This is a genomic window from Acinetobacter sp. WC-323 (assembly GCF_000314615.1).
GTDB classification, from domain to species: domain Bacteria; phylum Pseudomonadota; class Gammaproteobacteria; order Pseudomonadales; family Moraxellaceae; genus Acinetobacter; species Acinetobacter courvalinii.
Genome location: NZ_AMZS01000030.1, coordinates 36264 through 61909 on the forward strand (window position 1 = coordinate 36264; position 25646 = coordinate 61909).

The window sequence follows — 25646 nt, forward strand, 5'->3', positions numbered from 1 at the left end:
TTACTCCACAATGTACCGGCCACGTTCGGCAACGGCAGATTTCACTAAGTCAATAAATGCATCTACTGACATAGTACCTAAATTTTTTCCTGAGCGAGTACGCACATTAACTGTACCTTCTTCAACTTCTCGGTCACCAAGAACTAGAAGGTAAGGAATACGCTCTAGGGTACGCTCACGAATCTTAAATCCGATTTTTTCATTTCTCAAGTCGGAAATAGCACGAAGGCCATTTTCTTTGAGTTTTGCGACCACCTGTTCACTTGCTTCTGCTTGTGAATCAGTAATGTTCATGACACACGCTTGAATTGGTGTAAGCCACGGTGGCATGAAACCCGCATAGTGTTCAATTAGTATACCAATAAAACGCTCAAAACTGCCAAGAATTGCACGATGCAGCATCACAGGTTGGTCACGCTCATTGTCTTCTGTCACATAAGAAGCATCTAAACGGATCGGCAAGTTGAAGTCACATTGAATGGTACCGCACTGCCAGATACGGCCTAAGCAGTCTTTCAATGAAAATTCAATTTTCGGACCATAGAAGGCGCCTTCACCAGGTTGCAAGTCCCATGCCAAGCCAGCATCATCAAGCGCATCTGCCAAAGATTTTTCCGCCAGATCCCAAAGTGCATCATCACCCACACGTTTTTCTGGACGTGTAGAGAGCTTCATTTGTACGTCTTCAAAACCGAAGTCTTTATAAACGTCTAAAGTCAGCTTAATAAAATCTGCAACTTCTTTACCAATCTGTTCTTTGGTACAGAAAATATGAGCATCATCTTGGGTAAAGCCACGAACACGCATAATACCGTGTAAAGAACCTGATGGCTCGTTACGGTGACAAGAACCAAACTCAGCTAAACGGATTGGTAAATCACGGTAAGATTTCAATCCCTGGTTAAAGACCTGTACGTGACATGGGCAGTTCATTGGTTTCACTGCATAGTTACGACTTTCCGAGTGAGTCGTGAACATATTTTCGGCGTAGTTTGCCGCATGACCAGACTTTTCCCAAAGCGTAAAGTCTACGATTTGCGGTGTCTTGATTTCCTGATAACCATTGTCTTGCTGAACTTTACGCATGTATTGTTCAAGCACTTGATAAATGGTCCAGCCGTTCGGATGCCAGAACACCATACCAGGTGCTTCTTCTTGCATATGGAACAAATCTAAAGCTTTACCAATTTTACGGTGATCACGCTTTTCAGCTTCTTCAATACGTTTGATATAAGCCGCTAACTGTTTTTTGTCAGCCCATGCTGTACCGTAAATACGTTGTAATTGTTCATTTTTCGCATCACCACGCCAGTATGCACCAGAGATTTTAGTGAGCTTGAATGATTTTAAGAATTTAGTATTCGGTACGTGTGGACCACGGCACATATCTAAATAATCTTGATGGTAGTACAAGCCCATTTGAGTTTCATTCGGCATGTCTGCAATCAAGCGTAACTTATATTCTTCGCCACGTGCTGTGAATTCTGCAATCACATCTTCACGCGGTGTCATCTTTTTAACAACGTCATAGTCCTGATCGATGAGCTTTTTCATGCGCTCCTCGATTGCTGCCATATCATCCAGGGTAAATGGACGTGGCATCCAGATGTCGTAGTAGAAACCTTCTTCGATCACAGGACCGATCACCATTTTCGCTTCTGGGAACAACTGCTTAACCGCATGTCCGACCAGATGCGCACAAGAGTGACGAATGATTTCTAAACCTTCTTCATCTTTCGGGGTAATAATCTGAACTGTCGCATCTTCTGTGATTAAATCACAAGCATCCACCAAGCGATCATTGATACGGCCAGCAACTGTATTTTTTGCAAGACCCGGACCAATGCTCTGAGCAAGTTCCATTACGGAAATTGGCTGATCAAACTGTTTCTGATCACCATTTGGTAAAGTAATGATTGGCATATAAAAAAATCCTTAAGGAGTGATGCCCTATACGAAGGAGCATATCACCGCGAGATTATGTATTGAGGCGAGGCCTCAAAAGATAAAAAACGGCGGATAAAAAAGTATCCAAGATTTTACACGGGTTTAGCTGTGGATGAAACCTTTGGACCAGAAAAACCCGATATCTCTTACGATTCCCCTCCGACTAAAGCCTAAATGATTTAGACTCGACGACAGAATAGTTTAGTCAATAATGAAAACAACATAAAATGGAGCAATACACATGGTCAGTGCATACGACGAATTACCACGAACAGCTGCCAATTTTGTAGCCCTGTCCCCGTTACGTTATTTAGAACGTGCAGCTTATATTTACCCCCAGCAAGCTGCAATTATTCATGGCGAACGTCAAATCACATGGCAACACACCTATCAACGCTGCCGCCAGTTCGCACATCAACTGGCAAAACTGGGAATTCAAAAAAACGATACTGTGTCCGTGTTGCTTCCCAATATTCCTGCCATGATCGAAACACATTTTGCCGTGCCAATGGCGGGTGCCGTACTCAATACCTTAAATACCCGCCTTGATGCCAAAACCATTGCCTTTATGCTGGAACATGCTGAATCCAAGGTACTGCTGGTTGATCCTGAATTTCGTGAAGTCGCGGCAGAAGCACTTAAACTTGTGCCGCAAGAGATCGTGGTCATTGATGTATTTGATTCCGAGTTTGAAGGCGAGCAGATTGCCATCGGACAATATGAATATGAATCATGGCTTGCTCAAGGAAATCCTGAATTTGAATGGTTACTGCCGCAAGATGAATGGGATGCGATCAGTCTCAACTATACTTCAGGCACCACTGGCAATCCTAAAGGCGTGGTCTATCATCACCGTGGTGCTTACCTGAATGCAGCCAGCAACATTCTGGCCTGCGGCATGAAACCGCGTGCAGTCTATTTATGGACCCTGCCGCTGTTTCATTGCAATGGCTGGTGCTTTGCCTGGTCCATCGCGGCCAGTGGCGGCACCAATATCTGTCTGCGTCGCGTTGATCCTGTCCTGATTTTTAAATATATTGCGCAATATAAAGTTGATTACTTCTGTGGCGCACCAATTGTACTGTCCATGCTGATTAATGCTCCCTCAGAACAGCGAACTTCATTTGATCATCATGTCGAAGTCATGGTGGCTGGCGCTGCTCCACCCGTGGCGATTATTGAAGGGATGCATCATCTCGGCGTCAATGTAAATCACGTTTATGGTCTGACTGAAACCTATGGTCCTTCGGCCTTATGTGCCTCACAGGCAGGCTGGAATGATTTATCCATTCAGGAACAGGCACAACTGCATTCACGTCAAGGCGTACCTTATCCCTTACAGGACAGTATGCGGGTACTTGATCCCAAAACCATGCAACCGGTTCCCAATGATGGACAAACCATGGGGGAAATTATGTTCCGTGGCAATATTGTCATGAAAGGCTATTTAAAGAATCCAGAAGCCACGCAGGAAGCCTTTAAAGGCGGCTGGTTTCATACCGGAGATCTGGCGGTGAGTCATCCCGACGGTTATGCCAAGATCACAGATCGCTCAAAAGATATTATCATTTCAGGCGGAGAGAATATTTCATCGCTCGAAGTGGAAGATGTACTCTACCGCCACCCTGCTGTATTGACTGCTGCAGTCGTGGCAAAACCGGATCAACGCTGGCAGGAAGTGCCTTGTGCCTTTATTGAACTCAAACAGGGGGCAACCGCAACCCCTGAAGAGATCATTGCGCATTGTCAGCAACAACTGGCCCGCTTTAAAGTTCCAAAAGATGTAGTAATCGCCGAGATTCCAAAAACCTCGACCGGAAAATTGCAGAAATTTATTTTAAGGGAATGGGCAAAACAACGAGCCAATGGCGAATTCGGAAATTGATACAGCAGATAAAAAAAGAAGTTTCCGGGGAAACTTCTTTTTTTATTTTAGACCTTACTGTTCAGATAACAGCGCGACCTGTTGAACATAATTGACGAACTTACGTTTCGAGGCTTCCAGTTCTTCTTCACTGACCTGCTGCTTGATATCACGATGAATACGTAATACATGCTGACGCAAAGTATGGCGTTCAGAAGCATTAAATACTTTACTAAACTCATTAATAATTGGATCGCCCTGATCAATCATACGATCAACCCAACGCATCAATTGCATTTGTTTTTTAGCGCCTTGTTGCGGCGTGAGATAAGATAAAATTGTGCTCTCATCTTCATTACGCAATAACTTACCAACGCGTTGGAACTGACGACGACGCGCTTCAAATGAGCTAATTTTCTGCACTTCAAGCAAGGCATCAATTAAACGCTCATCGACAGGAAGTTTTTGAATCTGCTTTGGATTCAGTTGAGCCAACTGCTCACCCAAAGCGGCCATGCGCTGAACTGCCTTTTTTTGCTCAGTTCGACTCGCACGCCCTTCTAATGACTCAAAATCTTCATCTGTATAACGTTGGGGACCACGTGCCACTATTACTCTGCCTCGTAAAATTTTGCTGCGAACAGCGTTTGAATTTCTTCCAGTGCCTTGTCTTCATCAGCACCCTCAATCACCAGTCTTAATGTGGTGCCTTTACCTGCACCCAACATCAACAATGACATAATATTTTTTGCATCAACTAACTTATCGCCCTTACCAATCTGGATAGAAGAACGAAATTTTGTCGTCACTTCAATCAGTTTACCAGATGCGCGAGCGTGTAAGCCGAGTTTATTAATTACATCAATTGTTGTGTCTATCATGACCAGTGCTTCATTTCTCTATGTAAGATTTGGACAGCCCATTTTGCCTCAAGGGCCTGTTTGAGTCTATCCACGATATAAACCGAACGATGCTGCCCGCCCGTACATCCCACGGAAATGGTCATGTAATGGCGATGTCCTTCAGCAAAAGCGGGTAACCACTTATCAAGAAAGCCATAAATATCTTCAAACATTTCATTGGTTTGCTGACTGCCTTCTAAAAAGCGGCGCACAGGTTCATCTAAACCTGAAAAACGGCGTAATTCTAAGTCCCAATGTGGATTTGGTAAATGGCGTACGTCAAATACATAATCCGCATCGAGTGGAATACCGTGCTTATAGCCAAAAGACTGTAAAATTACAATTAAGTTATCCGACTGCCCTAGTTTAGACAATAGGATATGTTTTAAATCATGGACACTTTTATCCGTGGTATCAATATGGACGGTAGAACGAAACTGGATCGGAATCAGCAGTTGCTTCTCTTCCTGAATACATTGCAACAGGCTATTGAAGCGGCTAGCCAACGGATGCGGTCGACGTGATGCACTAAAACGTGCAATCAAATCCTGATCCTGTGTGGTCAGATAAATAATATCCACCGAACCATGGCGTTGTAATTGCTCAAACACATGATCGAACTCTTGCATATCGGCACGGGTACTGCGGATGTCTACGCCCAGTGCCAACTGTTCAAGATTATTCTCGTGATCCAGTTTCGCCACAATTTCAGGCAATAATGCCAAAGGTAAGTTATCTATACAATAATAGCCCAAGTCTTCAAGCACTTGTAATGCAGATGATTTGCCTGAGCCTGATTGTCCTGTCACGATAAGAATACGCTTCATGGCATTTTGCCCTTCATTTTTTATGTTTTAAAGTCAACTTGTAGATTATCAATCAAACGGGTTGCACCCAGTTTTGCAGCAACAAAAACAACAAGGTCCTGATCAAATTGCGCAATCGGTTGCAGGTTGGTCTGACGAGCTTCCACATAATCCACAACAAAGCCAGCCTGTGTCAATTGCGTCGAGATATTTGCTAACACTTGGTTAAGTGCCTGCCCTTCATGCAATTGCTGTTCAGCCTGTTTGAGCGATTGATAAATAGTGGGTGCAATTGCCCGTTGCTCTTCGGTTAAATAACCATTACGAGAACTTAAAGCCAAACCATCTTCGGCGCGTACAATCGGCACGCCAATCACTTCAAGCGGCATGTTCAGGTCTTGTACCAGCTGACGAATGACGGCCAGTTGCTGATAGTCCTTTTGCCCGAAGAAAGCAAAATCAGGCTGTACAATATTGAACAGCTTGGTCACCACAACTGCAACGCCATCAAAATGACCTGGACGTGATTTTCCACACAGGTCATCGGTAATCTGACCCACACTGATATTGGTCAAACGCGGCTGTGTCCCGTACATTTGCTCAACAGTGGGTGCAAAAATAATATCGCAGCCCACATCCGCCAATAAGCGGCTGTCTTGCTCTAAAGTACGTGGATAACTATCAAAGTCCTCGCCTGCGCCAAACTGGATTGGATTGACGAAAATACTGACCACCACCACATCACACAGTTTTTTTGCTTCACGCACCAGAGTCAAATGACCTTCATGCAGATTGCCCATGGTCGGTACAAAACCAATCAGTTTCTTTGAACTACGCGCAGGAGAAAGTGACGCAGTTAAGCCTTGTATCGTTGTTTCAGTTTTCATGGATTAAAGCTCAACCTGAAAAGTATGTTCTTTGGCTGGGAACGACTGGTCCTGCACGGCAGCATGATAGGCTTTAAACGCATCGACAATGGCAGTTTCGCCAGATTGCTCTTTCATGAAGTTACGAACGAAACGCGCAACACGACCAAAGGTCAGACCAAGCATGTCCTGAACCACCAATACCTGTCCATCGGTTTCATGCCCTGCACCAATTCCGATTACGGGTGTATTCGGGAAAAGTTCTGCAATTTCTTTACCCAGTTGTGCAGGCACACATTCAAGTACCAATACTGCTGCACCGGCATCAATCACCGCCTGACAGTCGGCAATCAGCTGATCCGCTGCTTCACGTGTTTTTGCTTGCAATTTATAGCCGCCTAACACATTTACAGATTGCGGCGTTAAACCTAAATGTACACACACAGGAATACCATTACGGGTCAACACGGTAACCAGTTCGCTGAGCCAGGCACCGCCTTCGATCTTGACCATTTGTGCGCCAGCTTGCATGACAGTTTTTGCATTTTTCAAACCATCCTCAAGCGTGGCATAGCTCATAAATGGCAGATCAGTCATAATCAGGGCATGGGCATTACCACGACGTACAGCGGCCGTATGGTAAGCCATATCTTCAACCGTCACAGGAAGTGTAGAGTCTCTGCCTTGAATCGCCATTCCAAGAGAGTCACCGATTAAAATCGTATCAATTTCAGCCAACTCCATCCCTTTAGCCATACTTGCATCGTAACAAGTAAGACATGAGAACTTGCGTCCTTCGGCTTTAAACTTTCTTAAGTCACTTAGACTAATCATGATGATGTCCTCTACAGGCGTTTCCAGAACGAAACAGTCTTAAGCGATTGCCCAAGACTGGTCTGCTATTACAGTCAAGTTTGCTTGCTGTATCAGTTCTAAATCTTTTAAAGAATGACCATTTAATTGTAAATGAGCATCTAGGTCTAATAAGGGAATAACGACGAAATCACGCTCTAAAATACCCACATGTGGCACGGTTAAGCGTTCATTGTGGATCTGCTCCTGACCATAGATCAGCAAATCCAGATCAAGCGTGCGCTCTCCCCAGCGTCGTAAACGGACACGTCCTGCTTCTTGCTCAAATTGTTGTAATTGATCTAACAGCGCAAGCGGTGCAAGGTCGGTATCCAGTTGCACAACTGCATTGAGGTAATTCGGTTGGTCTTGCGGCCCCATCGGTGGACTTTGATAAAGTCGGGAGACCTGTACAGCGCCTAGTGTTGTCAGCTTCGCAACAGCTTCACTCAGAATCTGCTGCGAATCGCCTAAATTACTGCCAAGACCGATATAGCTACGAATCGTCATTGCGTTGGCCCAAAAACCACTTGGCTTAAATCACGTTGTACGCGTTTACGCTTAAGGATCGGGTGATCCGCATGAACCTGTCCTGAGTTGCCAGCCGCTTTTTCAATAAAACGGCTCGCAGACTCATCCGCTCTAACCCGTTCTGTTTTACCACGGCGGCTTCTTGGCTCTGGGACGTTGACCAAAGGCTCGATTTCAGTCGTCTTCGGCTCATCTGCTTCGACCGCCTTACGACGTGTCTTGCTGCGTTGACGATTGTATTGACGGATTGCCGCTTCTTTTTGATCCGTGGTCATTTCCTGGTAGCTTTCCCACCAGACGCCCATCCCTTCCGTACTACTATCGCCAGACTTCTCACGCAACAGCAAGAAGTCAAAACCGGCACGGAAACGGGCATGACCTGCCAAAGCCTCAATCTGTTGCGGCTTTGGATTGAGCAAACGGGTCTGCATTTCCCAGACTTCACGGATAAAGGTTTCCGCAAAACGCGGAATAATGGTCCGGGTCGCCTGACGTTTTAATACATCAAGTCCAGCTTGTGCACGTGCTTCCGCGGGTACCACCCCTTTGTTCAGATAGAAATCACAACGTTCTAAAAATGGTTTCCATAACAGGACTGCATAGAAAAATGCAGGATTGATGGTTTTACCCACTTGAATACGCTGATCGGTATTTCGTGCCGCACGCTCAATAAATGCCGTGATATTGGGCTGAATTTCAGCAAACAGCTGCTTCCACACACCAAACTCGATCAACATCGGCAAGACACGGGTCAAATGCCCCATGGTGAACAGTTTTTGTGATTCATCATATAAACGATGGGGTGAGACATCACGCAATAATTGCGTCATTTCAACATTAAACACATCGAGAATGGATTGATCAATCTGGAAGTTCAGTTTTGCAGCAAAACGCAATGCACGTAACATCCGTACAGGATCTTCTTCAAAACGCTGTGCCGGTTCACCCAGAAAACGTAAGGTACGGGTCTTGATATCCTCTACCGCATGGCAGAAATCAAGTACGATCCCTTTTCGTGGCTGGTAATACAGGGTATTGATCGAAAAATCTCGGCGAGCAAAATCTTGCTCAATCGTTCCCCAGTTATTATCACGAAGAATCATCCCGGAGGCACTGGTGACCGCTTTTTTCGGTGGGGCACGGAAGGTCGCCACTTCAATCAGTTCACGACCGGAATAAACATGTGCCAGCTCAAAACGTCGCCCGATAATCCGGCAACGTCGACCAAATACTTCTTTCACCTGAGCTGGTGTAGCATTAGTAACCGCGTCAAAATCCTTTGGATTAAGACCTAACATCATATCTCGAACACCACCGCCCACAATATATGCCTCGTAGCCTGCTTTAGTCAGACTATCAATCACATCTAGAATTGAGGAAGGAAGTTGAGTTGTGGACAAACCACATTTTGACGCACGCAAAGTTTGCAAAAGACACTGTCTCCTACGTCAGGACGTAAATAACAATTTGTCGCTAATCATAGCTCTAACACACACAAAGGGCAATTTATTCTGTTGCAAGTTTCAACAGATCTGTCTGCCTCATTCATCACTTTATGACAATATCAGGTTTATAACATCAGCCTTGCTTTGTTTTTCTCTAACAATTTTGGCCCGATTCCCTTGATATTCATCAACTCATCGACGCTTTTAAAACCGCCATTTTTTTGCCGATATTCCATAATTGCTTGCGCTTTTTTCTCACCTACCCCATTTAACATCTGGAGTTGCTGCAAACTGGCCTGATTCAGGCTAATCTTATCACCCGGAGTATTTACAGAAGATGAAAGCCGCTGTGGAGCCTGCTGAGTGGGGCGGGATAAATAATAATTATTATTTGCCTGATTCGCCAACTGCTGGTCACGTAGCTGTTGCTGAGTTTTCCATTGCTGATAGGCCTGGTCAAACTGCTGTGCCTTAAGAGGTGATACACACCCCAAGCACAAAATAATGAATAGAAAAAACTTATGTTTGCGGCATACTTGCTGCAATATCATGGTTGCTCTCCTGAGCTTTTAATTGTCGTTTTGCTTGCTCCCAAAGCCCATCCATTTCAGCCAAACTCATGTCTTGCAAGTCTTTGTGTTGTCGTTGTGCCTGCTGCTCAATAAAAGCAAAACGGCTTCTAAATTTATGGATCGTCGCCAATAATGCGCTTTCACTCGACACGCCAAGCTTTCGTCCCACATTGATCAGAGAGAATAAGCAATCTCCAAACTCTTCCTGAATATCATCGCTATTGTGGCTTTTGATCGCCTGCTGTAACTCTTCGAGTTCCTCATCCAGTTTGCCATAAGCGTCTTCAACACATTCAAAATCAAAACCCAGCTGTGCTGCCTTTTTTTGAATTTCATGTGCCTGTAGCAGTGCAGGTGCATGCTTGATCTCATCTAACCGAGACTGTACTTTACCCTGTTTTTCCTGTTGTTTGATCTGTTTCCATAATGCACTGACTTGCTCAGCACTCAAATTTTGATATTTTTCCGCCTCAAAAACATGAGGATGACGGCGAATTAATTTTTCACTGATTGCATTCACCACATCATGAAAATTAAATAATCCTTTTTCATCAAACATTTGCGACTGGAACACCACTTGCAACAGTAAATCCCCTAGTTCATTGCGGATTTCGTCGATGTCCCCCGAACGAATTGCTGCCTCAACTTCATAAGCTTCTTCAATGGCATAACGGGTTAAGCTTTCTGGTGTTTGCTGTTGATCCCATGGACACTTTTGTCTTAACTCTTGCATGATTGCCAATAACTTTTCCATGATGATCTCCACACTTGATCGAAGCAACGTGTTGCAGCCCGAATACGCTTATGCGTAATATACACGCACGCAAAAACTATCAATATAAAGCAAGGGAAGGCAATGCAACAGAGTGTTTTTATTAGTGGGGCTGCCCAAGGCATTGGTGCTGAAATCGCCCGCCTCTTCTACCAGCAAGGTTTCAAAGTGGGAATCTATGATATCAATCAACAGCAGGCACAGGCTTTAGCTGCAGAACTGGGCATGCATGCCAAAGCCGGTTATCTGGATGTCAGCGATTACCATCAATGGCAAACCGCATTGCAGGAATTTACTCGCTGGGCTGGTGAACTTAACCTGCTCATTAACAATGCTGGCATTCTTTACTCAGGGCCATTTGAAAATACGGATATTCAATCGCATCACCGCATTGTTGATATCAATGTCAAAGGCATGCTCAATGGCTGTCATGCCGCGTTAGCGCACCTGCAACAGGCCGGTTTTGCCCGTGTCATCAACCTCTCCTCTGCCTCAGCGATTTATGGTCAAGCTGATCTGGCATCTTATTCCGCCAGTAAATTTGCGGTGCGCGGTTTAACCGAGGCTCTGGATGTAGAATGGCAGAAATATAAAATTCGTGTTCTGGATGTGATGCCTTTATTTGTACAAACCAACATGGTAAAAAACATGGACGCAGGCAGTATCCAGAATATTGGGGTAGATTTGACTCCTGCCGATGTCGCAAAACAGGTTCTAGATTTGGCACAACACAAAGATCATGCCTTGCTCCCGACACATACGCCTGTCGGCATAAAAACCAGACTGCTCTATCAGTTATCCAGCATTAGTCCGCAGTTCCTGAATCGCTGGACCAACCTGTTTTTATGCAAAAAATAAATAAATTAATTCTCTTGATTTTATAGAGCAAAATATCAAGAGAGCTTTTAAATACAAGATATTTCTAGATTTAAAAATAAAATATACTCACCTTAAAACCTAGTGCAACATAATCCCCCAATATAAAAAACTAAAAAGTATACTAAAACACCAAAAAAAACATAAAAACATAGACTCTGTTAATTATTAGTGTTTTTAATGATAAAACTTTTTCTATCTTTTTTATTATGATGCTCCCTTCTTTTCGAGGGATTTAATAATGAAAAAACTATTAGCTTTAACAGTAACAGCAACATTTTCTTTTTCAACATTTGCTGCAAATGAAAATATAAACAAAGCATTTTCAACCACTGAATTAAAAGCGATGAGTTGTGCCGATCTTTCTGTTGAGCAGGCCAATGCCAAACGCGAACTTGCTGAAGCAGAAAAGAATATTGTAAATATTAATACAAATGCACAATCACCAAGTAAAGCTGTTAGCAAATGGGCAGGCCTTGCAAGTGGGGCAATTAGTGCTTTTGCAGGTAATTCGGAAAAAGCAGCGAAAGTAGGACAAATTGCACACAACATTGCAAGTGAAGAAGATACGTCTGATGCAGCTAATCTGACCTTACAACAAGCAATTAAAACCAAGGCACAAACGAATATTGATAACATGACGGTTTATCAAAAAAGTAAAAAGTGCAAAATCTAATGTTTAAATTAGAGGGTATGATTAAAATTCAAATAAATTTTAATCATAAAAAAATAAAACCTGCCCTAACTGCAGGTTTTATTTCTCAATTTACCGCTTAACTGCCTTGTACCAGACGTCTGGCACTGATAATCCCGGGCTGCTGCTCCAGACGAGCCAGCAATCTGGACAACTGTGCCAAACCTTTGACTTCAATCAATAATTTCATATTGGCAATACCATCTGCCTCAGAAATGGTATTGACCTGACGGATATTGATCTGGTCTGAGAAAATCACCTGGGTCAGATCCTTGAGCAAACCACGACGATCATACGCTTCCACCACGATCTGAACACTCTGACCACGGGTTGGCTGCATTTCCCAGTCTGCTTCAACTGCGCGTTCCGGCTCTTGTGTAGTCATGCGCAGGTAATCTGGACATGCAACCTTATGGATACTGACACCGCGATTCAAGGTGATATAACCACCAATCGATTCACCATGTACCGGCTGACAACATTGCGCAATATGCAGCTCGACATTGTCCAGCCCATCAATCAGGATGCCATGCGCAGATAGCGTATGACTGGCACGCGGATTTAAGGCCGGTTTCAGCACCAGTTCAGGTTCATCCTGATCCAGATGCATCTGTCGGTTGACCTGATTCATCAGGGCATGCAGGCTGATATCACCACTGACTAAAGCCACCAGAATATCATCACCCGATTTCAGGTTGAAATGAGATGAATAATCCTTCAGGTCAATACTCTTGGGATGGATGGCTAAACGCGCCAGCTCTTTCGTGAGTAACTCACGCCCGACTTCGACATTCTTGCTACGGTCTTGCTGCCTAAACCAGTGGCGTAACTTGTCACGTGCACGTGCAGTCTTGATATAACCCAGCGAATTCACCAACCAGTCACGATTCGGTTCACGATCTTTCTTGGTTAAAATCTCAACCTGCTCACCGGTCTTTAACATATAGGTCAAAGGCACATAACGCTGGTTCACTCGTGCCGCATAGCACTTGTTCCCGACCTCGGTATGCACATGGTAGGCAAAGTCTAGAACAGTGGAACCACGTGGTAATTCCTTGATATCCCCATCACGGCTAAACACATAGATCTTTTCAAAATTCTCAAAATCCTGAATCTGATCAATGCCATTCGATTCTTCATCTTCAGCATGTGGCGTGGTCTCGGTACGTTCCTGATAATGCTCAAGGACCGCACGTAATGAATGCAAACGGTCATTAAAGGAATGATCGGTATTCTTGGCACCTTCTTTATAGTTAAAGTGCGAACACACCCCAAGCTCAGCTTCGTTATGCATTTCAAAAGTACGAATCTGTACTTCCAATGACTTGTTCTCAGCAATTACCGCGGTATGCAAAGAACGATAGCCATTGGCTTTCGGATTAGTGACATAGTCATCGAACTGGTTCGGAATATGACGCCAGATCTGATGAACGATGCCCAGAGCGTGATAGCAATCTGGAACGCTCTTGACCAGTACACGCACTGCCCGAATATCATACAGCTGATCGAAGCTCAGGTTTTTGCTTTTCATTTTTCGATAAATCGAATAAATGTGCTTCACGCGCCCGGTGATTTCCGCCTGAATATCATATGCAGCCAGTTCAGTTTTCAGTTTATCAATCACAAACTGAATATATTGCTCACGCTCCAGACGCTTTTCATTCAGCAAAGACGCAATTTCTTTATAGCGTTCCGGGGCCAGATAACGAAAGGCCAGATCCTCCAGCTCCCATTTGAGCTGGGCAATCCCCAAACGATGGGCAAGCGGCGAGTAAATGGTCAGAATCTCACGTGCCACACGCTCTTGGCGCTCTTTGCTGGCGGTAGCCAATTCACGTAAGGCGTAGGTACGTTCTGCCAGCTTGATCAGTACAACCCGAACATCTTCCGTCACTGAAATCAGCATCTTATAAATGCCGTTTAGATGTTCACGTTGATTATTATTAAAATGGTCTTCTAAACGCTTATTCTTTTCAATCAACTCCGACAGTTTACCCATTGCAAGTGTGCCTTTTACCAAAGCCAGAACCTGCTCGCCAAACTGCTGTTGAATGTCCTCTAAAGTAATCAGACCTTCACGTACACTACGATATAACACTGCCGCTGAAAGCGTGTCTTCGTCGACATGCAAATGGGCCAAAATATCCGCCATACCAATACCTGTACTAAAGGTATTGATACGATGATCCGTCGCTTGTAACTCTTTTGCTAAGGTCAGCTCGGCAACTTTTTGAAGTTGTTTCAGCTCAGCCCCATCCAAAATACCACGCACCCGATCTAGCCAGGAGACCAGACTACTTTGCGCTTCAGCGGCATGTTCTACAGTCGCTTCCTCAGACAACTCTTGGAGTCGTCCAGGTAACTGTTCACGTACTGTGACCATACCTTTCTCCTCTGGATATGTAACTCATTTTTTAATCGTTTATCTCTTCGATTTTTTCCAGCTTCTCAATTTTTTCAAACAGGGCAATCGATTCAACATGTTCAGTATGCGTAAACATGTCCATCACCGCAGCTTTCTTTAACCGATAGCCATATTGTGCCAGTACACCTGCATCCCTTGCCAGTGTTGATGGGTTACATGATACATAAACGATTCTTTTCGCTCCAAAATTAGGTACATATTGCATGACTTCAAACGCACCCGATCGTGGAGGATCAATTAATAATGCATCAAATCCCTGTTTCGCCCAAGAATGATGCGAAAAGTCTTTTGTTAAATCTTGTGAAAAGAACATCGCTTGTGACAACTGATTGGCTTTCGCATTTTCAGTTGCCCGTTGCACCATCTCGTCACTTGCTTCAACACCCACCACTTGACCCGTTTCACCCACACGACGTGCAATCGGGAGCGAGAAATTGCCTAATCCACAGAACAGGTCAAGCACTCTCTCCCCTTGCTGTAACTGAAGCAATTCACATGCCAAGTGAATCATCTGTGCATTTACAGCGCTGTTCACCTGGGTAAAGTCTAAAGGTGAAAATGCAAATTTGACTGCAAAATCATCCAGACTGTAATGCAAGCGCATCGGTGCCTGAGCATCATCTACACGATGTAAACTCTCTGCCCCTTTGGGCTGCAAATACAACTGCCATCCCTTGAGTAACGTAAACTGACGTAATTGGTTGACATCCGACACATTTAATTTATCAAGATGACGAATCAGCAATGCCACCTCGGTGTCGCCCATGGCCAATTCTATATGACCGATATGGGCTTTGCCTGTAAGACTTTCGAGTAATTTTCTAAGTTCAGGCAAGCTTTCGGACAAAGTTTGATCCAATACATTGCACTGCTGGATGGCAGTGAGATGATTACTATGATGCTCACGAAAGCCCATCACCAAACGGTTCTGCTTGGCAATATAGCGCACCCCGATACGGGCACGACGGCGATAATCGGTTTTTACCGAACGGATCGGTGCCAGCCATTGCTCAGGCTCTAAACCTGCAAAGTGCTGTAAATGCGACTTCAACACATTCTGTTTCAACAAAATCTGCTGGTCAGGATGAATATGTTGCAGGCTACAGCCACCACATACCCCAAAATGAGGACAGATCGGATCGACACGACCTTCAGCCGCCTCACCTTCCAGCTTGATCATGTCGGCTTCTTCCAGCCGAGAAGTCTGGTTGGTAATCTTTGCCTGTACCGTTTCACCGACGAGACCATAGCGAATAAAAACTTTCTTGCCATGCTTTTCTTTAGGATGGTCAGGATGCGTTCCATAATGCGCGATGCCGCGCCCTTCATGAGAAAACGCTTCGATTTGAAAGGTATAGGTTGGATATTGGGCTGGGCGATGTTTCGCTTTGTGTTTCAAAAGAGGAACCTAATTTTTTGGCGCAAAAGTGGGTGCGGTAAATACAGTATATTGCGATGTTTGTTGCCATACCTGTAAAAATTCAGTTTGTTGCGTTTGAGTTTGTAAATAATCAATCGTCGCTTGAATCAACTGTTGATGATCTTTTTGATTCAACTGACCTTTTAGCAGCAACCAGCGGATATAGACCAGCCATGTGTTCAGCACATCGCCTTCACAATAACTGGTCAATTTTAACCATTGTTCAGTACGGACATAGTCTGGCACACGATAGCCAACTTCACCACGTTTGCCCGGAAAACCCAGCAAACAGGCAATATCATCCAGCTTCTGGAAATTACGACCATTAAACATGGCCATCACATCCATCAGGTCAACATGGCGATGGTGATAGCGATTCTGATAATTGTTGTACCGCTTCTGCTGGTCAATTTCGCCCTGATCAAACAGGCTCGGCGCAGACAGGCCGTGGTACATGGCACGGAACAGAATCACAGGCAAGTCAAATTGCGAACCATTCCAGCTCACCAGTGTCGGCTGTTTCTTGTCAAAAATAGACAGAAACTTGGCCAGCATTTCTGCTTCGCTATTCTGCTCCTGACTGAATGAAAACAGGCGAAAACCTTTTTCATCAATCCATAATCCAGAAATACAGACAATCTCATGTAAAGGCAGACGCTGAAACTCTACACCTGATTCCTGGCGGCGAATCTTGGTCAGCGCCTGTTCCACGTCGGCTGCCGGCAAGTCCAGATCATGGAGATGTGCCCCGGCCTTGAGATCAGTCAGGGTCTCAATATCAAACACTAAAATCGGAAAGCGTAAATTCATCTTAAAATCTCTACCAATCCCTCCCAACCTCCCTTTTATAAAGGGAGGAGTTCTCCCTCTTTTAAAAAGAGGGGGTTAGGGGGAGATTCTAATCTTGAACTGAAAATAAACCCGTTGATAAATAACGGTCACCGCGGTCGCAGATAATGCAGACAATCACGGCATCTGGGGTTTCTTCAGCAATTTTAACCGATGCCCAAACTGCACCACCAGAAGAGGTTCCCGCACTGATCCCCTCGGTACGTGCCAGCTTACGCATGGTTTTTTCTGCTTCAATCTGGGGAATATCAATAATACGGTCGACACGACTACGGTCAAAAATAGTTGGCAAATATTCTTCAGGCCAACGGCGAATCCCGGCAATGCTGGAACCGTCTGAAGGTTGTAAACCGACAATCTGAATATCAGGGTTTTGTTCCTTCAAATATTTAGAAACCCCCATGATCGTACCTGTGGTGCCCATGGAGCTAACGAAATGGGTAATCTTGCCGCCTGTTTGCTTCCAGATTTCAGGTCCTGTGGTCAGATAATGGGCCTCGACATTGTCCGGGTTACCAAACTGGTTCAGTACAAAACCCTTGCCTTCTGCCTGCATCTGCATCGCCAGATCACGCGCGCCTTCCATGCCTTGCTGCTGAGTCACTTCAATCAACTCCGCACCATAAGCCAGCATGGCATCTTTACGTTCCTGACTCATGTTGTTCGGCATGATCAGCTTCATTTTATAGCCGCGCATGGCCGCAACCATCGCCAAAGCAATACCGGTATTACCACTGGTCGCTTCAATCAAGGTATCGCCTGGCTGGATCTGTCCACGTTTTTCGGCCTGTACAATCATGTTATAGGCAGGACGATCCTTGACTGAACCTGCCGGATTGTTACCTTCTAATTTGGCTAATACCGTGGCCTGGGTATGACACGCTAAACGCTGCAAACGTACTAAAGGGGTTTTACCGACATACTCATCCAGTAAAAATTCATCTGCTAAAAAATCAGTTTGCGTATTCGTCATGATCGACACCGATATTAAGGTGGCGACTATTGTATGAAAAAAACAGAAATACTGCACCATTTCACTCTGCTTTTTATTGGCAAGCAGATCGCTGCGCTTATCAGAAAGCATGCTAAGATATTGCGCAGAATGATAAATCTGACCGAACTATGTCAAATTTCAATAAGACCATATCGAAACGTTTACGCCTCAATCATGCTTATGGGCAGTTGATTGCACTGATTCTTGTGCCAATTGCAATTTTGACAAGTGTAGGAATTCTCTGGGTTTTAGCCGAAACTACCAACTCAGCCAAACAGCAACAACGCTCAGATGCCTCGGCGATTCTGGCACGTTATCATCAAACCGCGAATGATTTATTAAAGCTGGTGCAAGAGCAGCCCGATCAATATGACCGCGCGCAAAACATCATGCAAAAAATGTTTGATGAAAAGAATTTACAACGTGCAGTGCTGATTGATAATAAAGGACAGACCTATTTAAGTGTCGGTTATCAAAACAACCGTTTCTGGCCTAATTTCCCCAATAACAGTAATTTTTTTGGCCCTATTTCTCATAATCACAACAATATTTATGGTGCAAAACTCGACAGCGGCAATCCTGACTCTGTCTGGCTAATGATTGAGCTGGATAATCAACCGCTGGAACTGGCTCGCTATAAAGTTTTACTGTCATTGGTGGTCACAGGCTTATTGACCATTCTGATTTTACTGTTCTGCCTGAATGTGTTCTCCCGTCGCTGGCTGGCCCCGATCTACGAGATTCGTATGCAAATGCAACGTCTTAATGCGGATACGCTCGATCAGCACATTGTTGTAAACAGTACCGGTGAACTGCGTTTACTCCAGCGTGATATTGCCAACGTGGTGAAACGCTTGCACTTTAGCTTTCTCGAATTAAAAGAACATACCGAACAGACCGAAGAAGATTTACGCCGGACTCTCGATACCTTGGAAGTCCAAAACATTACTTATCGTCAGGCGCGTGACCAGGCGATTTCATCCAATCAGTCCAAGTCGGTTTTCCTGGCCAATATCAGTCATGAGCTCAGAACGCCACTGAACAGTATTGATGGCTTTATTCATTTGTTGCTACGTCAGCAAAACCTGAGCAATGAACAGAACCTGTACCTGCAAACCATTCGAAAATCCTCAGCGCATTTATTGGCACTGATTAATGATGTACTGGACTTTTCTAAAATTGATGCGGGTAAACTGGAACTTGAAACCGCCCCGTTTGATCTTGAAGAAGCCATCTTTGATGTGATGGATATGCTCTCGCCGCTGGCGGCACAAAAGCATATCAATATGGCCTTCTATTATGCTGAAAACATTCCACAGCATGTGGTCGGTGATGCGTTACGTTTCAAACAGATTCTGACCAACCTGATTTCCAATGCGATCAAGTTCACCCCTGACGGTGAGATCATCGTGCGGGTGCGGATGGAAGATGATGAAATCGGACAATGTTTATTGCATTTCAGCGTACAGGACAGCGGTATTGGCTTAAGCGGGACTGACCGTAAAAAATTATTCGAATCCTTTTCCCAAGGGGATGCTTCGGTTACCCGTCAATTTGGCGGAACCGGACTCGGTCTGGCCATTTCCAAGCAATTGGTCCACCTGATGCATGGCCAGATTGGCTTTGAAGACAATCAGGAACGTGCACCTACAGAGAAAGGCTCGACCTTCTGGTTTACCGCATCCTTTAAAGTGGAAGAACAGGATGAGTTTGTGGAACATCCTCATTTTGACCATTTACAGGTGGTGTCTTATCTGGCCCACCCTGCGACGGCCAGCGTGTTACGCTCCTATCTGGAAAATTATCGGGTTTCCCATATCGAAACCCAATCCATTCTGGACTTGTTTAGCCGTTTAAATCATCTCAATCAGCAAGAAAGCACCTGGCTGATTGTGGACCATAGCGGCGATACCGAAGCCCTGTTAAAAGAAATTCGTCAGCGTTATCACGGTAACCTTGCGGTGTATGGTTACCAGATGAGCCTTGATCCGAATATGCTGAATGAATATCGCGCTCGTCCGCTGTATCAACCGCTTAGTCGTCGCGAACTGGTTCAGTTGCTCGGTAACCAGCCGATTTTTGAACAGGAACCGGAAGACTTTAATGGTCAAGGCCTACACGTTCTGGCCGTTGACGATCATCTACCCAACCTGATTGTACTTGAAGCGTTACTGGGTGAACTCAATGTCACCACCACCAAAGCACTCAGCGGACAAAAAGCCATTGATATTATTCAGGAGCGTATCGAGCAAAAATCACCACCATTTGATCTGGTGTTTATGGACATTCAAATGCCGGTCATGTCAGGGATTGATACCACGCGCGCCATCCGCTCTCTAGAATCGACGCTTGATAATGGCATGCAACTGCCCATCATTGCCCTCACCGCACATGCACTGGCAGATGAAAAGCAGAAGTTACTTAAAGTGGGGATGAATGACTATGTCACTAAACCGATTCAGATGGAACAGATTATCCAGATCCTGACGCACTGGACCAAGAATAACTTTAGTGCCCAGCCAGTCAATATTGAACAAAAGCGTCCAATCGAGTCCATTGACCCTCATATTCTGAACTGGCAACAAAGCGTGCAGTTGGCTGCGAACAAAGAAGATTTGGCGCAAGACCTGTTGAATATGCTGGTCGACAGTTTCGATACCGAACTTGCAGAAATGCAGCAGTTGATTGAAATGGAAGATTTTCCACAGCTCGAGCATGTATTGCATCGTCTGTATGGCGCAACCCGCTATGTCGGTACACCGAATCTGCAACAGGTCTCAGGTGAGTTTGAACAGTTTGTCTCGACCTTACGCAAAGAACGCCGTAAAGCAGATGATCAATTTATCCGTGAAACCAATCATCGTTTCAGTGAGCTCAATACAGCGATTGAACAGGTCAGACAGGCAGCACATTTGATCTTGCATGCGCACGACAGTTAAGGTGACTGGGGTGTCATGTTTCAGCCCTGACACTCATGTTATGCTGCCTCATCGAACACAATAAGAGTAAGACAGATGGCACTTTTACGCGTTGAAAAGAACAATGGAATTGCGACCGTTTCTTTAAACCGACCAGACAAACGCAATGCAATGAGCTTTGCCTTGCTAAAAGAACTGGTGGCCACCGCCAAAAAAATTGAAAAAGACCGTTCAATCCGCTGTGTCATCTTAACGGGTGAAGCCAATGTATTTAGTGCTGGCATCGACCTGTCTGATCTAAATAATCCGAAGAATACCGCATTTGCAGCATGGGAACTGATCAAGCCGGGCCAGAGCCTGTTTCAAAAAGCATTTTTAATCTGGCAGAAGCTGCCGATTCCTGTGATTGCAGCCATTGAAGGCTATTGCTTTGGCGCTGGCATGCAACTGGCACTTGCCGCAGATATTCGTATCGCAACACCAAGCACTAAAATGTCGATTATGGAAAGTCGTTGGGGCCTTGTACCAGATATGGGACTGACCCGTTCCCTGAAAGGTCTGATTGGCGTGGATCTTGCCAAAGAACTGACGCTGACCGCACGCATCTTTGATGCCGAATACGCCAAGCAAATCGGTCTGGTGACGCATTTAGACAACGATCCATTGGCAAAAGCCCAGCTGATTGCTGAAGAAATATTACAGCGTTCACCTGATGCGATTATGGCTGCAAAACGCGTACTGGATGCAATGGAACACCAACCGGAAAAAGCATTACGTCTGGAAAAGCTGTGGCAACTTAAACTAATCTTAGGTAAAAATAGTCGTCTTGCGCGTAAGAAGGATAAAAACCCGGAAGTGGAATTTTTACCGCGCCAATATAAATAAGCACAATCAGGGAACATTCACATGCATGTTAATCAACAAACACCCATCGCATTTTTAGGTATGGGTTTAATGGGTACACGTATGGCCAGCCGACTGCTACAAGCCGGTTATACGGTGGCGGTCTGGAACCGTAGTCCTCATGCATGTGAAGCGCTGACTCAACAAGGTGCCCAAAGTCTGGACTTGGCAGAGATTGGAAATTATCCTGTGGTTTTAACCTGTCTGGCCGATGATCAGGCCGTTCAAAGCGTGTTTTCCCAAATTCAGCCAGCCTTAAAAGCACAGCAAATTATTGTGGACTTTTCCAGCTTATCGGTTGCCGCGACGCTAAGTCTTGCCCAAGCAGCACAACAACAGGGCGTAACCTGGATTGACTCCCCTGTCTCCGGTGGAACCATGGGGGCTGAACAAGGAACCTTAGTCATTTTTGCAGGTGGTGATGCGGCGATCATCCAGCAACTTGATCCTATTTATCAGGTGCTGTCCCAGCGGGTAACGCGTATGGGTGACTCGGGTACAGGTCAAGCCACCAAAATTTGTAATCAGTTAATTGTGGCAGCCAACAGTACTTTGATTGCTGAAGCGGTGGCACTGGCGGATCAGGCAGGTGTAGACACCACCCTATTGGCTCCCGCCCTTGCAGGCGGCTTTGCCGATTCAAAGCCGTTCCAGATACTGGCGCCGCGCATGGCAACCGAGACCTTTGAACCTGTGCAATGGAAAGTGCAAACTTTGTCAAAAGACCTCAACAATGCACTACAACTGGCACAAAGTTTTAACTTAAAGATACCTGTCGCACAAAAAGCCTTACTACAGTTACAAGCCCACCAAGAAAATGGCTTTGCCGAGAAGGATTTAGCTACTATTATCAAAGTTATAGAACAATAAACAGGGTCTATTGATTCAGGGAGTCAGAATATGAGCCATCTCGCAGTCAATTTATCAATGATTTTTACCGAAGTCCCTTTAATTGAGCGCTTTGCTTTAGCACATGCACACGGATTTCAACAGGTTGAAATTCAGTTTCCTTATGAGTTAGACGTAGTTGATCTACGCACCCAACTGGAACAACACAATCTGTCACTATGCCTGATCAATGTTCCTGCCGGTGATCTGATGCAGGGCGGTAATGGACTGGCAGGTATCCCGGGAAAAGAAATTGAATTCCATCAGGCGCTTGAACTGGCAATACGCTATGCCACCGCACTCAATGTACCGCGCGTTAATATTCTGGCCGGCAAACAACCTCTGGATGCAGATCTGCTCCCTTGCCTGAATACGCTAGCCAGCAACCTAAAGCTTGCTTGCCACATGTTGAGCGAGCAAGGTATCGAACCGGTTTTCGAGATGATTAATGACACCGACATGCCACGTTTTTTGATTCAGAACATTGCTCAAGGTCAGGAAATGTTAGAAGCAGTTAACCATCCAGCCTTAAAAATGCAATATGACTGTTATCATATGGCGATGATGGGAGAAGATGTTTTAGCTGGGCTACAAGAAAATCTGCACCAGATTGGACATATTCAATTTGCCGACTGTCCGGGTCGCCATGAGCCAGATACAGGAAATATCCCGTATAAACAGATCTTTGACTGGCTGCTACAAAGTGACTATCGCGGTCTTATCACGGCAGAATATCGACCAAAAAACCAGTCAGATCAATCTTTTGCCTGGAAAAAGAAGTACTTTTCCAATGATGTGAATACATAAACTGTTACTGCTAAAATTTGAACTTTTTAGAGAAAAACGGTATATTTGACAATGAGCAATTGTCAGGAAAATATACCCTCTATGAATTTAGAACCATCGCCCAGCGCTTCTAATTCTCACGACCTAAAAATCAAAACAGCGAACAAAGATGTACACGCTTGCCTTAAAGTTGTACATGAAGCTCTCACTGATGTAAAAGCCAAAGATATTCTTGAACTTGACGTAAGTACGATCAGCAATGTTGCCGATGCAATTGTAATTGCAAGCGGTACGTCGACTCGTCATGTTAAAGCCCTTGCAGATAATGTTGCTGATGAAGCACGTAAAGCAGGTTTCCGCCCAATCGGTGTCGAAGGTGAACGCGATGCCGAATGGATCTTAATCGATCTCGGTTTCGTTGTGGTACATGTGATGTTACCAACCGCGCGTAAGTTCTATGACCTAGAAAGCTTATGGCGTGCACCCGAATCTGTAGCGTAAAGCTCTCCAAAAAAGCGACCGAATCGGTCGCTTTTTTTATACTTAAAAACTCGTTTTAAGCTAGTTTTATTGTTCCCTCCCCCGCTTGATAGATTCCTTCTTTTCATTGCCAATCAGCACAACAATGCTAGTATGGATTCACTAATCAGCAATTAAATCTAAAACAAGATGAAAGATTCAACTGAATGGATTGAAACACTCAACAAAATTACTGGACTCGCGCAAACAGGTTTGTACTATTCAAAAGATGTCTACGACAAAGAACGTTATGACCAAATTATCAGTTATGTACGCACTTTGATTGATTTAAAAGAAATTGATACTCAAGACTTTATTGCAGATGTGCTTCAGGATGTCGGATATGCAACACCTAAAATAGATGTACGTGCAGTCGTATTTAAAGACAACAAACTCTTATTAGCCAAAGAAACACAGGACGGCTTATGGTCTATTCCAGGCGGCTGGGCTGATATTGGCTACTCAGCAGCAGAGAATGCTGAAAAAGAAGTTCTGGAAGAAACAGGATTAGAAGTGAAAGCAACCAGACTTCTGGCACTGACGGATCGAAGAAAACATCCTCATCCAGCCATGTTTTTACATGTGTATAAGGCTTTCTTTTGGTGTGAGCTTATTGGGGGGGAGCTAAAACCAAGTATTGAAACATCTGAAGTGGGCTTCTTTGGTAGAAATGAATTACCTCTCATTTCCACAGCTCGTGTTACAGAAGCACAAATCCACCAATTTTTTGAGTTACTGCAAGGTTTACCCGAGCAGACTGATTTCGACTAAGCTCCAATTCAACCAACTCATCATCTGCAAATACCAGTAACGCGGCTCTCTAAAGGCCTGTAAATACCAGTTATCACCTGCCATTAATTTTGACATGACAAATTGTCAAAATTGCAGCACTATACAGATTCTTGCCATCCCACCAATAAATAGCATAACTGGAGTACAGGAAGTGAAAATACTGATTACAGGTGCCAATACCGGCATTGGTTTTGCCACGGCAGAACAGTTGGTTAAACAAGGGCAACACGTGATTCTTGCCTGCCGAAACCCACAAAAGGCGCAACAAGCACAAAGCAAGTTACGTGCACTCGACCAAGGACAAGTCGACCTGATCTCCCTTGACCTCAACAGCCTTGAACTTACCCGAAAAGCAGCCGATGAAATTGTAGATCGTTACGGCAAGCTGGATGTGTTAATCAACAATGCGGGCCTATTTGCCAAGACTAAACAACTGACAGCCGATGGCTTCGAGCAACAATTTGGCGTCAATTATCTCGGTCATTTTTTATTGACCCAAAAATTGCTTCCTGTTTTAAAACAATCTCCTCAGGCACGGATTGTCCATTTAGCCTCGATTGCACATTGGGCAGGCTCCATCAAACCCAATAAATTCCGCGCAGAAGGTTTTTACAACCCCTTGTTTTATTATGGACAATCCAAACTTGCCAATTTATTGCTGAGCAATGCCCTTGCAGAACAACTGGCAGATAGCTCAATCACCAACAATGCCTTACACCCTGGTGGGGTTGCCTCTGATATTTATCGCGACCTACCCAAACCTGTTTATGCAGCAATGAAACTCGGCTTAGTTCCAACCTCTGTTCCTGCAAAACTGATTACTCAAATGGCGATTGGGGATGAATGGGCAAAACGCAATGGAGCATATGTCAGTGCACATATGCCCGACTGGAAATCTTCACATGCCAAAAATCAGCAACTGGCACGTGACCTCTATCAACAGTCTATGAACCTTGTTGAAAAGTTTATTTAAACCCAAATAATTTCCAATAAAAAAGCCACCCGAAGGTGGCTTTTACAATCCT

Annotated in this window: 25 protein-coding genes; 10 read left to right on the forward strand and 15 right to left on the reverse strand. The window is 44.7% G+C overall.

The genetic code is table 11. The annotated features are described in order from the left end of the window. Window positions 1–1923, reverse strand: a complete 1923-nt coding sequence (gene thrS / locus ACINWC323_RS14235; RefSeq protein ID WP_005228756.1) for a threonine--tRNA ligase — start codon at window positions 1921–1923, stop codon at window positions 1–3. A gap of 265 nt (window positions 1924–2188) precedes the next feature. On the opposite strand from thrS, the gene ACINWC323_RS14230 reads away from it, so the two are divergent. Continuing rightward, window positions 2189–3832, forward strand: a complete 1644-nt coding sequence (locus tag ACINWC323_RS14230) for an acyl-CoA synthetase (protein WP_009509847.1) — start codon at window positions 2189–2191, stop codon at window positions 3830–3832. Between the two features lie 54 nt (window positions 3833–3886). On the opposite strand, the gene yjgA is transcribed toward ACINWC323_RS14230, so the two are convergent. The 9 genes from yjgA to mazG all read right to left on the reverse strand — a co-directional run bounded on the left by yjgA (window position 3887) and on the right by mazG (window position 10539). Further along, the gene (gene yjgA, locus ACINWC323_RS14225; protein WP_005228754.1) at window positions 3887–4420 is read right to left on the reverse strand and encodes a ribosome biogenesis factor YjgA; all 534 of its coding nucleotides are present in this window, start codon (window positions 4418–4420) and stop codon (window positions 3887–3889) included. Between the two features lie 2 nt (window positions 4421–4422). Continuing rightward, window positions 4423–4692 (reverse strand): HPr family phosphocarrier protein, encoded by a 270-nt coding sequence (locus ACINWC323_RS14220; RefSeq protein WP_004804467.1) that lies wholly within the window; start codon window positions 4690–4692, stop codon window positions 4423–4425. Next, the gene (rapZ, locus tag ACINWC323_RS14215; RefSeq protein ID WP_005228753.1) at window positions 4689–5540 is read right to left on the reverse strand and encodes an RNase adapter RapZ; all 852 of its coding nucleotides are present in this window, start codon (window positions 5538–5540) and stop codon (window positions 4689–4691) included. The genes ACINWC323_RS14220 and rapZ overlap by 4 nt, the downstream gene beginning before the upstream one ends. A gap of 20 nt (window positions 5541–5560) precedes the next feature. Continuing rightward, window positions 5561–6406, reverse strand: a complete 846-nt coding sequence (gene panC / locus ACINWC323_RS14210) for a pantoate--beta-alanine ligase (protein WP_005228751.1) — start codon at window positions 6404–6406, stop codon at window positions 5561–5563. 3 nt (window positions 6407–6409) lie between these two features. Continuing rightward, the gene (gene panB, locus ACINWC323_RS14205; protein ID WP_005228749.1) at window positions 6410–7219 is read right to left on the reverse strand and encodes a 3-methyl-2-oxobutanoate hydroxymethyltransferase; all 810 of its coding nucleotides are present in this window, start codon (window positions 7217–7219) and stop codon (window positions 6410–6412) included. A 39-nt stretch (window positions 7220–7258) separates the two neighbouring features. Next, window positions 7259–7747, reverse strand: coding sequence for a 2-amino-4-hydroxy-6-hydroxymethyldihydropteridine diphosphokinase (gene folK, locus ACINWC323_RS14200; protein ID WP_009509784.1), 489 nt, complete (start codon window positions 7745–7747; stop codon window positions 7259–7261). Then, entirely contained in the window at window positions 7744–9198 is a 1455-nt protein-coding gene (gene pcnB, locus ACINWC323_RS14195; RefSeq protein WP_009509866.1) for a polynucleotide adenylyltransferase PcnB, read from the reverse strand. The genes folK and pcnB overlap by 4 nt, the downstream gene beginning before the upstream one ends. Before the next feature lie 140 nt (window positions 9199–9338). Beyond that, the gene (locus tag ACINWC323_RS14190) at window positions 9339–9764 is read right to left on the reverse strand and encodes a ComEA family DNA-binding protein (protein ID WP_009509854.1); all 426 of its coding nucleotides are present in this window, start codon (window positions 9762–9764) and stop codon (window positions 9339–9341) included. Beyond that, window positions 9733–10539, reverse strand: a complete 807-nt coding sequence (mazG, locus tag ACINWC323_RS14185; RefSeq protein WP_009509785.1) for a nucleoside triphosphate pyrophosphohydrolase — start codon at window positions 10537–10539, stop codon at window positions 9733–9735. Before mazG ends, ACINWC323_RS14190 begins: the two co-directional genes overlap by 32 nt. Window positions 10540–10641: 102 nt before the next feature. Here mazG and ACINWC323_RS14180 point away from each other — a divergent pair, with 102 nt between their 5' ends. Further along, window positions 10642–11415 (forward strand): SDR family oxidoreductase, encoded by a 774-nt coding sequence (locus ACINWC323_RS14180; RefSeq protein WP_009509840.1) that lies wholly within the window; start codon window positions 10642–10644, stop codon window positions 11413–11415. A gap of 259 nt (window positions 11416–11674) precedes the next feature. Then, window positions 11675–12109, forward strand: a complete 435-nt coding sequence (locus ACINWC323_RS14175; RefSeq protein ID WP_009509825.1) for a hypothetical protein — start codon at window positions 11675–11677, stop codon at window positions 12107–12109. Window positions 12110–12206: 97 nt separating this feature from the next. On the opposite strand, the gene ACINWC323_RS14170 is transcribed toward ACINWC323_RS14175, so the two are convergent. The 4 genes from ACINWC323_RS14170 to cysM all read right to left on the reverse strand — a co-directional run bounded on the left by ACINWC323_RS14170 (window position 12207) and on the right by cysM (window position 17794). Beyond that, the gene (locus ACINWC323_RS14170; protein WP_005228737.1) at window positions 12207–14510 is read right to left on the reverse strand and encodes a RelA/SpoT family protein; all 2304 of its coding nucleotides are present in this window, start codon (window positions 14508–14510) and stop codon (window positions 12207–12209) included. 31 nt (window positions 14511–14541) lie between these two features. Further along, window positions 14542–15951: a 23S rRNA (uracil(1939)-C(5))-methyltransferase RlmD gene (gene rlmD / locus ACINWC323_RS14165; RefSeq protein WP_009509844.1), complete on the reverse strand. Its 1410-nt coding sequence runs from the start codon at window positions 15949–15951 to the stop codon at window positions 14542–14544. Between the two features lie 9 nt (window positions 15952–15960). Further along, entirely contained in the window at window positions 15961–16782 is an 822-nt protein-coding gene (locus ACINWC323_RS14160; protein ID WP_005228735.1) for a 3'-5' exonuclease, read from the reverse strand. A gap of 88 nt (window positions 16783–16870) precedes the next feature. After that, the gene (gene cysM, locus ACINWC323_RS14155; protein WP_009509765.1) at window positions 16871–17794 is read right to left on the reverse strand and encodes a cysteine synthase CysM; all 924 of its coding nucleotides are present in this window, start codon (window positions 17792–17794) and stop codon (window positions 16871–16873) included. 149 nt (window positions 17795–17943) lie between these two features. Here cysM and ACINWC323_RS14150 point away from each other — a divergent pair, with 149 nt between their 5' ends. The 6 genes from ACINWC323_RS14150 to ACINWC323_RS14125 all read left to right on the forward strand — a co-directional run bounded on the left by ACINWC323_RS14150 (window position 17944) and on the right by ACINWC323_RS14125 (window position 24600). Beyond that, complete coding sequence (locus ACINWC323_RS14150) at window positions 17944–20754, forward strand: GacS-like sensor histidine kinase (RefSeq protein WP_009509757.1); 2811 nt, start codon at window positions 17944–17946, stop codon at window positions 20752–20754. Window positions 20755–20829: 75 nt separating this feature from the next. Beyond that, on the forward strand, window positions 20830–21618 hold the full coding sequence (locus ACINWC323_RS14145) for a crotonase/enoyl-CoA hydratase family protein (protein ID WP_009509750.1): 789 nt from the start codon (window positions 20830–20832) through the stop codon (window positions 21616–21618). Between the two features lie 21 nt (window positions 21619–21639). Continuing rightward, window positions 21640–22506: an NAD(P)-dependent oxidoreductase gene (locus ACINWC323_RS14140; protein ID WP_009509779.1), complete on the forward strand. Its 867-nt coding sequence runs from the start codon at window positions 21640–21642 to the stop codon at window positions 22504–22506. 30 nt (window positions 22507–22536) lie between these two features. Continuing rightward, window positions 22537–23331 (forward strand): hydroxypyruvate isomerase family protein, encoded by a 795-nt coding sequence (locus ACINWC323_RS14135; RefSeq protein WP_009509856.1) that lies wholly within the window; start codon window positions 22537–22539, stop codon window positions 23329–23331. An 81-nt stretch (window positions 23332–23412) separates the two neighbouring features. Next, window positions 23413–23811, forward strand: coding sequence for a ribosome silencing factor (gene rsfS / locus ACINWC323_RS14130; RefSeq protein WP_005228728.1), 399 nt, complete (start codon window positions 23413–23415; stop codon window positions 23809–23811). Window positions 23812–23979: 168 nt separating this feature from the next. Further along, window positions 23980–24600, forward strand: coding sequence for an NUDIX hydrolase (locus ACINWC323_RS14125; RefSeq protein ID WP_009509833.1), 621 nt, complete (start codon window positions 23980–23982; stop codon window positions 24598–24600). Here ACINWC323_RS14125 and ACINWC323_RS20455 read toward each other — a convergent pair. After that, a complete protein-coding gene (locus tag ACINWC323_RS20455; RefSeq protein WP_283201998.1) occupies window positions 24574–24696 on the reverse strand; it encodes a hypothetical protein in 123 nt (40 codons plus the stop codon). The genes ACINWC323_RS14125 and ACINWC323_RS20455 overlap by 27 nt on opposite strands. A gap of 76 nt (window positions 24697–24772) precedes the next feature. On the opposite strand from ACINWC323_RS20455, the gene ACINWC323_RS14120 reads away from it, so the two are divergent. Next, window positions 24773–25594, forward strand: a complete 822-nt coding sequence (locus ACINWC323_RS14120; RefSeq protein WP_009509782.1) for an SDR family NAD(P)-dependent oxidoreductase — start codon at window positions 24773–24775, stop codon at window positions 25592–25594. The last annotated feature ends 52 nt before the right edge of the window (window positions 25595–25646 follow it).